Source organism: Marinobacter alkalisoli (assembly GCF_045449795.1).
Taxonomy (GTDB): domain Bacteria; phylum Pseudomonadota; class Gammaproteobacteria; order Pseudomonadales; family Oleiphilaceae; genus Marinobacter.
In genome coordinates this window covers 75,347-88,581 of the sequence record NZ_JBJJLB010000028.1, presented here as the reverse complement: position 1 = coordinate 88,581, position 13,235 = coordinate 75,347, and the positions used below count along the sequence as shown (strand labels likewise).

At 58.0% G+C, this 13,235-nt stretch carries 14 protein-coding genes; 10 read left to right on the top strand and 4 right to left on the bottom strand.

The genetic code is table 11. The annotated features are described in order from the left end of the window. Both ACJO3M_RS14235 and ACJO3M_RS14230 read left to right on the top strand, forming a co-directional pair. Nucleotides 1-197: hypothetical protein (locus tag ACJO3M_RS14235; RefSeq protein WP_407002056.1), on the top strand; the 197-nt coding region annotated here is incomplete at its 5' end. Between the two features lie 31 nt (nucleotides 198-228). Then, entirely contained in the window at nucleotides 229-1,317 is a 1,089-nt protein-coding gene (locus tag ACJO3M_RS14230) for a fatty acid desaturase family protein (protein WP_407002055.1), read from the top strand. Nucleotides 1,318-1,539: 222 nt separating this feature from the next. Here ACJO3M_RS14230 and ACJO3M_RS14225 read toward each other — a convergent pair whose 3' ends face one another. Further along, the gene (locus tag ACJO3M_RS14225) at nucleotides 1,540-2,523 is read right to left on the bottom strand and encodes a D-2-hydroxyacid dehydrogenase (RefSeq protein ID WP_407002054.1); all 984 of its coding nucleotides are present in this window, start codon (nucleotides 2,521-2,523) and stop codon (nucleotides 1,540-1,542) included. 259 nt (nucleotides 2,524-2,782) lie between these two features. On the opposite strand from ACJO3M_RS14225, the gene ACJO3M_RS14220 reads away from it, so the two are divergent. The 3 genes from ACJO3M_RS14220 (at nucleotide 2,783) to ACJO3M_RS14210 (ending at nucleotide 4,865) form a co-directional block, all read left to right on the top strand. Beyond that, the gene (locus tag ACJO3M_RS14220) at nucleotides 2,783-4,009 is read left to right on the top strand and encodes a pyridoxal phosphate-dependent aminotransferase (protein ID WP_407002053.1); all 1,227 of its coding nucleotides are present in this window, start codon (nucleotides 2,783-2,785) and stop codon (nucleotides 4,007-4,009) included. A 7-nt stretch (nucleotides 4,010-4,016) separates the two neighbouring features. Continuing rightward, nucleotides 4,017-4,208, top strand: a complete 192-nt coding sequence (locus ACJO3M_RS14215; protein ID WP_407002052.1) for a CPXCG motif-containing cysteine-rich protein — start codon at nucleotides 4,017-4,019, stop codon at nucleotides 4,206-4,208. Between the two features lie 87 nt (nucleotides 4,209-4,295). Then, the gene (locus ACJO3M_RS14210; RefSeq protein WP_407002051.1) at nucleotides 4,296-4,865 is read left to right on the top strand and encodes a YceB family lipoprotein; all 570 of its coding nucleotides are present in this window, start codon (nucleotides 4,296-4,298) and stop codon (nucleotides 4,863-4,865) included. 72 nt (nucleotides 4,866-4,937) lie between these two features. Here the strand turns inward: ACJO3M_RS14210 and ACJO3M_RS14205 are convergent, their stop codons facing one another. Both ACJO3M_RS14205 and ACJO3M_RS14200 read right to left on the bottom strand, forming a co-directional pair. After that, the gene (locus ACJO3M_RS14205) at nucleotides 4,938-6,197 is read right to left on the bottom strand and encodes an aspartate aminotransferase family protein (RefSeq protein WP_407002050.1); all 1,260 of its coding nucleotides are present in this window, start codon (nucleotides 6,195-6,197) and stop codon (nucleotides 4,938-4,940) included. 77 nt (nucleotides 6,198-6,274) lie between these two features. Then, the gene (locus ACJO3M_RS14200) at nucleotides 6,275-7,435 is read right to left on the bottom strand and encodes an isocitrate/isopropylmalate dehydrogenase family protein (RefSeq protein ID WP_407002049.1); all 1,161 of its coding nucleotides are present in this window, start codon (nucleotides 7,433-7,435) and stop codon (nucleotides 6,275-6,277) included. A 177-nt stretch (nucleotides 7,436-7,612) separates the two neighbouring features. Between ACJO3M_RS14200 and ACJO3M_RS14195 the strand changes: the two genes are divergently transcribed. Next, nucleotides 7,613-7,969, top strand: a complete 357-nt coding sequence (locus ACJO3M_RS14195; protein ID WP_407002048.1) for a hypothetical protein — start codon at nucleotides 7,613-7,615, stop codon at nucleotides 7,967-7,969. Nucleotides 7,970-7,978: 9 nt separating this feature from the next. Here the strand turns inward: ACJO3M_RS14195 and ACJO3M_RS14190 are convergent, their stop codons facing one another. Next, on the bottom strand, nucleotides 7,979-8,872 hold the full coding sequence (locus ACJO3M_RS14190; RefSeq protein ID WP_407002047.1) for a LysR family transcriptional regulator: 894 nt from the start codon (nucleotides 8,870-8,872) through the stop codon (nucleotides 7,979-7,981). Between the two features lie 121 nt (nucleotides 8,873-8,993). Between ACJO3M_RS14190 and ACJO3M_RS14185 the strand changes: the two genes are divergently transcribed. The 4 genes from ACJO3M_RS14185 to ACJO3M_RS14170 all read left to right on the top strand — a co-directional run bounded on the left by ACJO3M_RS14185 (nucleotide 8,994) and on the right by ACJO3M_RS14170 (nucleotide 13,228). Next, a complete protein-coding gene (locus ACJO3M_RS14185; RefSeq protein WP_407002046.1) occupies nucleotides 8,994-10,205 on the top strand; it encodes an acyl-CoA dehydrogenase family protein in 1,212 nt (403 codons plus the stop codon). Between the two features lie 389 nt (nucleotides 10,206-10,594). Next, nucleotides 10,595-11,413 carry an SDR family oxidoreductase gene (locus ACJO3M_RS14180; protein ID WP_407002045.1) on the top strand — a complete coding sequence of 273 codons (819 nt, stop codon included), beginning with the start codon at nucleotides 10,595-10,597 and terminating at the stop codon, nucleotides 11,411-11,413. Between the two features lie 61 nt (nucleotides 11,414-11,474). Continuing rightward, nucleotides 11,475-12,539: a phosphotransferase family protein gene (locus tag ACJO3M_RS14175; protein WP_407002044.1), complete on the top strand. Its 1,065-nt coding sequence runs from the start codon at nucleotides 11,475-11,477 to the stop codon at nucleotides 12,537-12,539. After that, nucleotides 12,539-13,228: a histidine phosphatase family protein gene (locus ACJO3M_RS14170; protein WP_407002043.1), complete on the top strand. Its 690-nt coding sequence runs from the start codon at nucleotides 12,539-12,541 to the stop codon at nucleotides 13,226-13,228. The genes ACJO3M_RS14175 and ACJO3M_RS14170 overlap by 1 nt, the downstream gene beginning before the upstream one ends. Nucleotides 13,229-13,235: the final 7 nt, after the last annotated feature.

The window sequence follows — 13,235 nt, the reverse complement described above, 5'->3', positions numbered from 1 at the left end:
TGGCCGAAGAGATCCCGTGGAAGACTCACCCGACCAGCCCCTCCGACTATGGTGATAGCTTCTCTTTCTACAAGGTACGCGTGTACGCAAATGTTTTTGTAGTCACCAAAAATTCATTCATCTGCCATTGTTATTGGATCTTTCTTTCTGTAAATTCGGCTCACACTTGTACGCTCAAAGTGATAGAGGCGTGCTGAACGATTGTGTTTTCAGAATGAAAGGTGACGAATGAACGCTGCTGTTAAGCCCGATTCAATGGGAAATGCCGTGTTTGGAAAACCCGATGAGCGTGAGCTTCGGGACAGGATGAAGAAGGAGCTGCCGGCGGATACGTTCCAGGCGCAGACCTGGCGGGTGATCTGGTTTCTGCCGTTGCAGATGATCATCTGGGGCGGGATTGCGACGATTCTGCTGGCGGGGTTGCCGTGGTATGCGAATCTGGGCCTTGGGCTGGTGGTCGGGCATACCATTGGTGCTCAGGCGCTGCTGGCCCATGAGGTGTTGCACGGGGCGCTGGGCATGAGCAAGCGCTGGCAGAATTTCTTTGGTTGGCTGGGGTTCGGGCCGATGATTGTGCCGCCGGAGTTCTGGCGCAAGTGGCACAATGTGGTGCATCACGGCAATACCAATACCGGGGATACGGACCCGGACAGTTTCGGTACCTTGCGCCGTTACAAGACCGATCCCAAGCAGAAGAAGTTCACCAGGCTGGCGCCGGGTTCAGGTACCTGGTACAGCTATCTGTTCCTGACTTATTCGTTCACCTTTCACGCACAGCTGGTGCTTTGGTTCCAGGCGAAGCGTCGTAAGCAGTTTCAGGGCTTCGATCGTAGCAAGGCGATTCGCCAGACCTTTTACTGCATGGCGCTGTGGGCTGTACTTGCGGTGATCTCCGGTCCTCTGGCGCTGTTTACGGTGGTTGTACCGTTCATGGCGGCTAACGCCCTGGGGCAGGGGTATATCCTCACCAATCACTTCCTGCGCCCTCAGACGGCCACCAATAATCCACTGGACAACTCCATGAGCCTGCGCAGCCATCCGGTGCTGGATCGGTTGCACTTCCGGTTCAGTCATCATGTGGAGCACCATTTCTTTCCGAAAATGGGGCACAACATGGCGCCGCGTGTGCGGAAGTGGCTGGAGGAGAATCACGGGGAGCGGTATATGGCGATGCCCCATAGTACGGCGCTGAAACTGCTGTATACGACCCCGAGGGTTTATAAGTCGTCTACGGAGTTGGTGGATCCGAATAATCCGGAGCGGGTGTTTGATTTGTTGCCGTTGCAGAGGCAGTTTGCAGCCAGTAATAGTCGTTAAATGATTTGGTTTTGTCGGATTACGCCTGCGGCTAATCCGACCTACGTTTTTACGTTTACGCCGTGAACTGAACTGCGTCATATACTCGGAGGAGCGGGCGACAGGGACGTGTTCCAAAACCGTGCGGAGCCATGGATGGCGGAGCCGAGCGTACAGGGAAGTATTCACAGCGTGTTTTGGAACACGTCCCTGTCGCCCGCTCCGGACTCCGATAATCCCGCGCTACTTGCTCCCAGCGTACCCAAGCTCCTTGTTCACCAGATTAAACAGCTCCTCGCCACCATGCCAGCGATCAAAGTTCTCCAGAAACTGGTCGGTGAGGGCGCGTTTCCAGCCGATGAAATCGCCGGCCATGTGGGCCGTCATGATGACGTTTTCCATGTCCCATAGTGGGTGATCTTCCGGTAGCGGTTCTTCCTCGAACACATCCAGGCCGGCGCCGGCGATCTCACCGTTCTTTAAGGCGTCGACCAGATCATCGGTTTTAACGATGGGGCCGCGGCCGATGTTGATCAGCCGAGCGTGGGGGCGCATGGTCTTGAATGCCTTGCTGTCGAACAGGCCTTCGGTCTGGGGCGTTAGCGGCGCGGCGATGACCACATAATCCGCCAGGGCCAGCTGTTCGAACAGGTCGTCGTTGCTGTGCACGGCGACAAAGTCAGGGTCGTCATGGCGCGCCTTGCGGGCAATGCCGTGGGGATTCATGCCAATGGCGCTGACCAGGCGACCGATCTGGCGGCCGATAGAGCCGGCGCCCACCACCAGGACATGATTGCCTTGTGCCCGTTCGGTATCCCGGTGCTGCCACTTGTGGTCCATCTGCAGGCGGATGGAGCGGGGGAAGTCCTTGGCGAACATCAGAATGGTGCAGAGCACGTATTCAGCAATGGTGCGGTCGAAAATACCCCGGGCGTTGGTAACCGTTACGTCGCCTTCGGTCAGCGCGGGGAACATCAGGGCGTCCACGCCGGCGCTGGTGGCGTGAATCCACTGAAGTTTGTCGGCGGCGGGCCAGGCGGCTTCCAGGGCTTCGGTGCGAAAGTCCGTCACCATCATCACATCGGTGCCGGGGAGGGTGTCTCTCAGAGTAGGTTCGTCACAGGCAAACCGTACGGTGGCTCTGGCCCGGAGGGCATCCATTCCAGGCGGTTCCTGTTCGTCCGGGGCAGTCAGAACGGTTACGACCGGTTTGCTGTGTTTTGTCATCTGTCCTCCACTCACCTGAATACGCTGTTTGAGGGCGCCGGGAACGCATGGCAAGGCGTTACGATCCAGCCTTGTACAGTCTGGTTCGCCGGTGGCGGGCGGTCAACCTGAGTTGCCGAAACAGAGGCGTTCAGTGCCCGGAAAATGACAGTTGATCCAAGCCTTGAATCTTTCTGTTGTCAGGCCTTGTTCCTCTCCTGTTTACTGACTAACCTGCATGAGTACCTTATATTTTGCCTTGTTTGCAGGAGGTGTTCTTATGGTCGGAGCCGCCAACAACGAAACTGGCCAGGCCAAGCCACGGAAAGTGAAGTATCGCAAGAGCAAGGCCAGTTGGAATCCCGCCATGCAGGCCATTCCGGTCCCCGGCATTCGTCGCATGGTGAATATGGCGGCGACCATGAAGGATGTGATTCACCTGTCCATCGGTCAGCCGGATCTGCCAACGCCCAAGCACATTATCGATGCCTACATCGATGCCCTGAATGCCGGGCAGACCGGTTACACCATGGACGCAGGTTTGCCGGAGCTGCTGGTGGCACTGCGGGACTATTACGGCAAGCGTTACAACCGGCGGCTGACGCGGGACAACATCCTGATTACCAGTGGCGCCACCGAAGCGATGTACCTGGCTATCTCCGCCACATCAGCGCCGGGGCGGCAGTTTATTGTGACCGATCCGTCGTTCCTGCTGTATGCCCCGCTGATCCGCATGAACGGTGGCGAGGTCAAGTTTGTTCCCACCCGGGCGGAGAACAATCATCAGCTGGATCCGGACGAGGTCATCCGCGCTATGGGCGCGCGCACCTTCGCCCTTATCCTCAATAACCCGAACAACCCCACCGGAGCGGTCTATCCCCGCAGCACGGTGGAGACCATTCTGGAAGAGTGTGCCTACCGCGGGATTCAGGTATATGCGGATGAGGTCTACGACCACCTGATTTTCGACGACGATGACTTCGCCAGCGTGCTGAACTGTTCGATGGACCTGGACAACATCATGTGCATCAGCAGTTTTTCCAAGACTTACAGCATGGCGGGGCTGCGGATCGGATGGGTTATTTCGAGCCAGGCGGCCATCAAGTCGCTGCGTCGCTATCACATGTTTACCACCTCGGTGGCCAACACCCCGTCCCAGTTTGCCGGGGTCGCGGCATTGACCGGTGACCAGCAGTGCGTCAAGGATATGGTGGACATATACCGGGAGCGCCGTGACAAGGTGGTTGAGCTGATCGATCAGACGCCCCATATGACCGGTTACAAGCCAGGCGGTGCATTCTTTGCCTTCCCGGATCTGCCGCCCCATGTGGATGGTTCTGATCTGGCCCTGCGCATGTTGAAAGAAACCGGCGTGTGCATGGTGCCCGGCGATGCCTTCGGCGAACACTGCACCAATGCAGTCAGGATCAGTTTCTCGACCACGTGTGAGAAACTCGAAGAAGCGTTTGACCGGGTAATACCGTGGATGGCGAAGCAACAGTTCTGAGGTGGATATGGCAGCCCTGGACTCGGTTCTCATTCAATGCCCGTACTGCTGGGAGACGCTGGAAGTCAGCGTCGACCCCTCGGTGCAGGAGCAGGAGTATGTTGAGGACTGCCAGGTATGCTGTCAGCCTATCCTGCTGAAGGTCGCGGTAGATGATGACCTGACGCCCCATGTTGAGGTTCACGCGGAGAACGAGTGAGCCTCTCTAACGAATTCTTAACCTACTCTGCGTTCGGGATGGCTTAGGCTAGCCCCTTCTGTTCGTGATCATTCCGGAGAAGATTCCATGGTTTTCAAGCGTTCATCCGTCCTGCCGGCTGTTCTCGCCCTGGCAGTCAGCCTGATCAGCGGTTGCGCCAGCCTGTCGCCTTATTCGATCTCGGAAGCGACACTGGAGCGTCACTTTCAGGATGCTGTCACCACCTTTGACCGGGAGCAGTTGAAAAGTGGCTCGCCATTAAGCCTGAGTCTGAGTGATGCCGATATCACCCTGGGGCCCGACGGCCGGGATGTGGCTGTTATCGATCTCAAGGGCCAGGTGGCACTCAATGCTCTGATGGCCAAGCTGCCGGTGGACCTTGCGCTGAAAGTGGAAGGGGCGCCGGTCTATGATGCCGAGGAAAGGGCGGTTTATATCCGTCGCCTCCAGCTGCTGGAGAGCAGTATCGATTCACCTCTGTTCAAGGGTGATCTCAAGCCAGTGACCGACAACGTGATGCGGGTTGTGGCGCAGATGCTGGAGACCATGCCAGTCTACCGCCTGGACGACACGGATGTTGCCCAGCGCATGTTCGGAATGGTCCCGATGGATGTCCGGGTGGCCCCCGGTCGGCTTGAGTTTGTGATGTCAGAATAAGCGTGGAAGAACGTAAAAGGGGCCGGAATCAGCGGCCCCTTTTACGTTACGTTATCTGCGTTATGGGGAAAATCAGGCGGTTGCTTTCAGGGCTTCCTCGAAGATATTCACCGCCTCATCAATCTGTTGTTCATTGACGATCAGTGGCGGCAGCCAGCGCACAATCTCCTGGTAGGGGCCGCAGCGCAGCATCAGCAAGCCGCGCTGCTCGCATTCCTTGAGGATCTTGCCGGCGCGCTCGCCATCCGGACAGCCGTCCCGCCGCATTTCCACGCCGACCATCAAGCCCTTGCCGCGAACATCCGCCATGTCCGGATAATCGTTTTTCAGGCTGTGAAGACTGTCTGACAGGCGTTTGCCCATCCTTTCCGCATTCTCCACCAGTCCTTCTTCGCGGATGACGTCGATGGTGGCAATAGCTGCAGCCGCTGCGACCGCATTGCCTCCGTAGGTGCCGCCCTGGGAGCCGGGCCAGCCCTTGGCCATGGTTTCTTCCGATGCCGCCAATGCCGAAATCGGGAAGCCGCTGGCCAGGCCCTTGGCTATCATGATGGCATCCGGCGTCACGCCAAAGTGTTGGTGGGCCCAGAACTTGCCGCTGCGGCCGAAGCCGGCCTGGACCTCATCGAACACCAGCATAATGCCGTGCTTGTCACAACGTTCCCGCAGGCCTTCCAGGAAGCGGGCATTGGCGGGCACATAGCCGCCTTCGCCCTGAATCGGTTCAATCAGCATGGCGGCGGTTTCTTTGGGCGCGGAGTAGGTTACAAAGATGCGATCCAGTTCCCGCAGGCAGAAGTCGGTGGTGTCTTCCAGGTTCCAGCCATAATGGTGGGCGTGGGGGAAGGGCGCCACGACAACGCCGCCCATCATCGGGCTCACCCCGGCGCGCAGCCCCACACTGGATGTAGTCAGGGACAGGGAGCCCATGGTGCGCCCATGGAAGCCACCATGAAAAACAATGATGTTTGGCCGCCCCGTGGCCTGGCGTACCAGTCGGATGGCGCCTTCAGCCACCTCGGTGCCGGCGTTGGAGAAAAAGAATGCATTCAGCGGGTCCGGGGTGAGTTCGCCCAGTTTTTCCGCCAGTTCCGGGAGCCGTGGATTCATCACCGTGGTCGCCTGGGCGTGAATCATGGTCGCCACCTGTTTCTGTGCAGCGTCCACAACTTTCGGGTGACAGTGACCGGTACTGGTGACGCCAATGCCGGAGGTGAAATCCAGATACCGTCGGCCATCCGGATCAATGATATAGGCGCCTTCGCCCTTGGCTGCGGTTATGCCAGTCGCCTGTTTCAGCAGTGGTGATAACTTGCCTTTTTGATCGGTCACGGTGCACCTCCCGAAGTGAATTTAGTCCCTTTTGCAGCCTAGTCCTAAAAAGCTGCTTTTCAAATGCATGAGAAAGATTAGTTGCCCGTATCCAGGCGCTGGCAGATCGCGCTGCCGACTTCATTGGTGCCCCGTCGGGTTCCGGCGTTCTCCGCGAGATCCGACGCCACGGCGTCAAACAGCTTTTGTCCGGCAGCAGCCAGCGCCGGGTCATTGCGCCCCAGCCACTCCAGCATGCGTGCGGTGGTGAACAGCATGGCCGTGGGGTCCGCCAGGCCCTGGCCGGCAATATCCGGGGCACTGCCGTGGGTGGGTTCGAACATGGACGGCATATCGGGGTCGGTGGGGTTCAGGTTGCAGGACGGGGCAACACCCATGCCTCCTGAAAGAACAGCGGCCAGGTCCGTCAGAATGTCACCCTGCAGGTTACTGGCGACCACCACATCAAAGGCCCAGGGGCACTGCACGAACTTCATGCAGGCGGCATCCACCAGTTCGTGGTGAGTGGCTACGTCCGGGTATTCCTTGCTGATGTCTTCAAAGGCTTCGGAGTACATGTCACCCCAGTAGCGCAGGGCATTGCGCTTGGTAACAATGCAGACCTGGCTTTCGCAGGTGCGGCCGTCCAGGGTTTTGAAGTGGCGTGTGCGCCCCTCTTTGATCCGATCGCTGGCTCGCAGGCGGGCCTGCTCAAAACCGTAGCGAATGATCCGGTCAGTGGCGTGGCGGGTGAACACTTCCATCTGGGTGGCGACTTCATCGGGTGTGCCTTTACGCAGCCGACCACCCTGGCTGACGTATTCGCCTTCGCTGTTTTCCCGGATGACCAGCATGTCGATGTCTTTGGCACGCTCATCGGCCAGGTACTGGCGGGCTCCGGGCAACAGCCGGGCGGGCCGTTCGCAAACCCACTGGTCAAACCCCTTGCGCATATCCAGCAGTGGCGCCAGGGAAATACTGTCCGGCAACAGGTAGCGCTGTGGGTCATCCACCGGGCCGGGATCGCCCAGGGCGCCCAACAGGATGGCATCAAATTCCTTGAGTTGGGTCAGCGCATCTTCCGGCATGGATTCGCCATGTTCTTCATGCCAGGCGTGGGAGGGCCAGGGAAAGCGGGTCCATTCCAGGTCCAGGTTATGCCTGGAGCGAAGCGTCTCCAGGCAACGCACAGCCTCGGCGACAACTTCAGGGCCAATGCCGTCGCCCGGGGTGACGGCGATGCGGGTTTTCTGGGCCATTCCGGAAACTCCTGTTGGTTTTGAAAGCGTATTGAACTATCCCTGTCAGTGTAGTCGCGACGGTGATGGATGCCACCGATCAACATGAACGTTGTTTTACGTGAGAAAGGGCGGGCGCTATAGTGAGTGGGATCTCCCGCTATCCTGGGATAGCGTGCCCAACTCAGAGGTAATATCTTGTTCTATCGCATTGTTACGATTGTTGGCGGGCTGGTGTTTGTTATCGTCCTGTTCGCCCTGATCTGGTTTTTCTGTAAGCAGTTTCTATTGCGTCACGGAGTGGAGGAACAGGCCTCCGACCGGGCAACGGTGCTGGCCACCTGGACCTTCGCCGGTATCAGTGTCGGGTTGGTGTTTGCCGTGGTGGGGGCGTTTATTCTGGGCCCCTGGGCGTTCTACCGAACCTTGCGGGGCCATGACGTGCCGGTTTCCGATGGCGCGGCTATCTGGTGGGGCTTTGGGATCGTGGTCCTGTCGATGGGTATCACCGCCGCCGGGTTCTTTGGCTTCCTTGGCCTGGTTGGTGCCTACTGACCGGCGCTTTCACGCAATGTGCCTGAGCTGTTCGCGGAACCAGATTAATGCGGGTTCCCGTTCATAAGCCTTGTGCCAGTAGAGGTGTACATCCAGGCCGGGTAGGTCTGCGGGCGGTGTGAGGATGTGTATATCCGCACGCTCCGCGATGATCCGGGCGTAGGTTTCGGGCATGGTCAGTAGCAGGTTCGTCCCCTCGACGACCCGGCAGGCTGCGTAGTAATGCTGACAACGCAGACGTATATGCCGTTGCACGCCCAGACGCGACAGCTCGAAATCCTCGATTCCGGGGCCCTCGGTGCGTGAGGACACCAACACGTGCTGGGCGGCGATATACCTGTCCATTGTAAGCTCACCTTCAGCCAGCGGATGCCCCGCCCTTGCCAATACCACCAGGCGATCCCGCCGCAACAGCTCATGGGCGGTCTGATTGCTCACCGGCAGCAGCACGTCCACCGCGAAATCCAGCTTTCCCGCGGCGAGCTGGGTTTCCATGTCCCGCCGGGGAATACGTTGGCTGACAATTTCCAGTTCCGGGTAGTGGTCGAGCCGTTGCATCAGCTGTGGCAGGAAAGTCGATTCCAGAATATCCCGCAACGCCAGGGAGTAGGTCTTACGCTGGGTCGCAGGATCAAAGGCGTGGAACTGGTTGACCGCCCCCTGGATCTGGGTAAGCCCGGGGCGCATGGATTCCAGGAATCGACGGGCCAGGGGGGTGGGAATCATCTGGTTGCCCTGACGGGTAAACAGTGGATCGTCAAAATGCTCTCGCAACCGTGACAGGGAATGGCTGACTGCCGGTTGTGTCAGGTGCAGCGCCTTGGCGGCGCGGGTCAGGCTGCCTTCCCGATAGATGGTGTCGAAAACGTGCAAAAGGTTAAGGTCCAGTCGGTTCAGAGCCATGATTGATTGCCAATTTGGTGAATAAGTATGGCTAATGATAAACGATAAGAAAAATTCAGTCGCGTAATAGTTGGCAGGGTTCTAGACTGGCTTCAATCAGTCAAGAGGCGAGGAACCAGCTATGGACTTTACCATCTCAGCGAAAGGCCAGGATTATCTCGAACGCGTTAAAGCGTTCATGAAAGATGAGATATTTCCGATTGAAGAACAGTACCACCGGGAGCTGGCCTCCCTGGATAACCGCTGGGTAGTGCTGCCCATCATCAGGGAACTGAAGGAAAAGGCCAAAGCCCAGGGCCTGTGGAACATGTTCTTCCCCGATGAAGAGCACGGTTGCGGCCTGCTTAACTCCGACTACGCCCTGATTGCCGAGGAAACCGGCCGCAGTTTCATTGCTCCGGAAATCTTCAACTGCAACGCGCCTGACACCGGCAACATGGAGGTGCTGATCCATTACGGCTCCGAAGAGCAGAAAGCCGAGTGGCTACCACGGCTGCAAAGCGGCGAAATCCGTTCCGCTTTCTGTATGACGGAACCGGCAGTTGCCTCATCGGACGCAACCAATATGGAAGCCACCGCCATTGTTGAAGGTGATGAAGTGGTCCTCAATGGCCGCAAATGGTGGAGCACCGGCATTGGTCATCCGGATTGCAAGGTGGCGATCTTCATGGGCCTGACCGACCCGGAAGCCCAGAAGCACCGCCGCCACTCCATGGTTCTGGTGCCGCTGGATACCCCGGGCGTGAAGATTGAGCGCATGCTGCCGGTGTTTGGCGAATACGATGAGCCGTACGGTCATGGTGTCGTCTCGTTTGAGAATGTCCGTTTGCCGAAGAGCGCCTTCATTGCCGGCCCGGGTCGTGGTTTTGAAATCGCCCAGGGCCGCCTGGGACCGGGCCGTGTTCATCACTGCATGCGGGCCATCGGCGCCGCTGAACGCACGTTGGAGTTACTGATCAAACGTGCAACCGGCCGTGAAGCTTTTGGACGCCCGATCGCAAAGCTGGGCGGTAATCCGGACATCATTGCTAATGCGCGCATGTCGATTGAGCAGGCCCGTTTGTTGACCCTCAAGTGTGCCTGGGCGCTGGATACCAAGGGTATCGCCGGGGCGCTGCAGGAAGTGTCCATGATCAAGGCGGTGATTCCGTCCATGCTGCAGACCATTGTGGATCAGGCGATTCAGATTCACGGCGGTGCGGGTGTCAGCGACGATGATTTCCCGCTGACGCAATTGTTCGCCTATGCTCGGGTATTGCGGTTGGCCGATGGCCCGGACGAGGTTCATCGGGCTATGGTGGCTCGTCTGGAGCTTCGCAAGTACAAGTCCTGACTTTGGTGCCTGGTTCGGTGAGGCCTCTAGAGTTGGTGCATGGAGCAGGTGGGATGGGGGTTCTGAAACACGCTCCTTCGGCACATCCATGTGACGCTTGGGCTCCGCCATCCATGGCTCCGCACAGTTTCAGAACCCCCATCCCACCTGCTCCTCCAAGCTCTGGGAGATTGCATTCAGCGTGAAGTCATTGAGGTATTGGGGGAAGTTTGGAGTTTGGATCGGATAACTGAAAATTATGGGAGTCAGCTGCGAGAGCCACTTCTGAAACCCTGCGGAGCCATGGATGGCGGAGCGGAGCGTACATGGATGTATTTACAGCGTGTTTCAGAAGTGGCTCTCGCAGCTGACTCTTGCACGGATTCAGATAAAAAAGACGGGGAACACAGATGACACAGCGAGTATTTATCACAGGCGGGGCCAGCGGACTGGGCCGGGCAATTGCACTGCGTTTTGCCAAAGAAGGCGCCAAGGTCTGTATTGGCGATATCAACCCGGAGCAGGGCGTTGACGTTGAGCAAGAGATCAACGCCGCCGGGGGCGAAGGTTATTTTGTCGAGTGTGATGTCCGCAGGCTGACAGACTTTGAGAAGGTCCGGGATGATCTGGTCAAGAAGTGGGGCGGTGTCGATGTGGTGGTGAACAATGCCGGTGTTGCCTCTGCGGGCTCCATCGAGGACACCACCATGGCCGACTGGGAGTGGATTCTGGATATTAACGTACTGGGCGTCGTTCGTGGCTGCAAGGCGTTTACGCCGCAGTTCAAAGAGCAGGGCTCTGGTGCGTTTGTGAACGTGGCCTCGATGGCCGGGCTTATGCTGGCGCCGCTGATGGACAGCTACAATGTCACCAAGGCCGGGGTTATTGCCCTGTCCGAGACGCTGAGCCAGGAGTTGAGGGATGCCGGGATTCATGTGAGTTGCGTGTGTCCGGCGTTTTTCCAGACCAATCTGACCAGCAGCATGCGATCGGATATTCCCGGTATCCAGCAGAATGTGAACAAACTGATGAAGCGCTCCAGTATCACCGCGGACGATGTGGCTGAAGATATCTTCCGTTCCGTTAAAGAAAAGGATTTCTGGGTGCTTCCCCACGCCAAGGAGCGTCGTATGTGGATGCTCAAGCGCCACGCACCCTGGGCCTTTGACTGGCTGATGCACCAGGAGAGCAAGCGCTGGATGAACAAGATGGGCGGTGGTAAGGCGTAAGTGTTGCCGTTGCCCCTTTAATGATGAAGTCTGTATTGATGAACCGACAGGAGAGCCCTGAATGACCCAGATCGACCAGGCCGTGGACATCCGCGAAGGCGAGGAACTGGACGTCAGCGCCGTTGACCGCTTTATGAAACAGGCCATTCCGGATCTGCAAGGTGATCCCGACATTCGCCAGTACCCGGGTGGCGCCTCCAACCTGACCTATCAGGTGGATTATGGCGATCGCTCCTACGTATTGCGTCGCCCGCCGTTTGGCAAGATCGCCAAATCCGCCCACGACATGCTGCGTGAGGCGAGGGTGATGGATGCACTGAAACCGGTGTATCCCTACGTGCCGAACATCGTGGCTATCTGTGATGATCATGACGTTCTGGGTTGTGACTTCTATGTGATGGAACGTCTGAAGGGCATCATCCTGCGTCAGGATTTCCCGAAGGACTTTGAATTGAGCGAGGCGGATACCCGCAAGCTTTGTCTCAATGTGATCGACAAGTTGGTTGACCTGCACACCGTGGATGCCAAAGCCGCGGGCCTGGACAAGTTGGGCAAGGGCGCCGGTTATGTGCAGCGACAGATCGGTGGCTGGAGCGATCGTTTCCGCAAGGCCCGCACCGACGATGTGGGTGATTTTGAAGCCGTGATGAGCTGGCTGAATAACAAGATGCCCGAGGACCTCGCCCAGGTTGTGATCCACAACGATTTCCGCTTCGACAACGTGGTGCTGAATCCGGATAACCCGTTTGAAGTGATCGGCGTGCTGGATTGGGAAATGGCCACCATTGGTGATCCGCTGATGGACCTGGGCAACAGCCTGGCTTACTGGATCGAGGCGGACGACGAGGGGCCGTTCCAGATGTTGCGCCGGCAGCCGACTCATCGTCCGGGCATGCTGACCCGTAAGGAAGTGGTGGAATACTACATGGATAAGTCCGGTTTCAAAGTCGATAACTTCGATTTCTACGAGATCTACGGGCTGTTCCGTCTTGCGGTGATTGTTCAGCAGATCTATTACCGCTTCTACCACGGTCAGACCAAAGACAAGCGTTTTGCCGCCTTTGGTCATGCGGCCAATTACCTTGAGAAGCGCTGTCAGCGACTGATTGAAGCGAGTGACCTGTAATGGCGACGATCTATCTGATTCGCCACGGACAGGCCAGTTTTGGCAAGGATAACTACGACCAGCTTTCGCCCCGTGGCTGGGAGCAGGGCCGGGTGCTCGGTCGCTGGCTGGCGGGCAAGGTGCAGCCCAATGCGGTGTTTGGCGGCAACATGGAACGTCACCGGGAAACCGTGGAAGCCATTGCCAGCGGTTACGGCGATGCCCTGCCGGACATGCAGGCGGTGGGTGGCCTGAACGAGTTTGATCATATGCAGGTGGTTGAACGACTGCGTCCGGAATGGGCCGACCGGCAGCGTATGGCCACGGATCTTGCTGCTTTTCCCAAGCCCGCCCGTGCCTTTCAGCAGGTGTTTGAGGAAGCCATGGCCCGCTGGGTCAGTGGTGACCACGATGACGAGTACAGCGAAAGCTGGGACGCCTTCCGAAGCCGTGTCATCACCGCGCTGAACGAATTGATCGAGTACGCCGATGGCGGCGATACCCTGGTGTCTACCTCCGGCGGACCCATTGCCGTGATTGCCCAACACCTGTTGCACCTGAGCGACCACAAGGCGCTGGAGATGAACAGCGTGATCGCCAATACCAGCGTTTCACGCATTCTCTATTCCGGTGCCCGCCGCAGCCTGGCGGTTTTCAATAATTACAGTCATCTGGAAGCGGAAGACCCTGCCCTGGTGACCTTCCGATAACGATTTG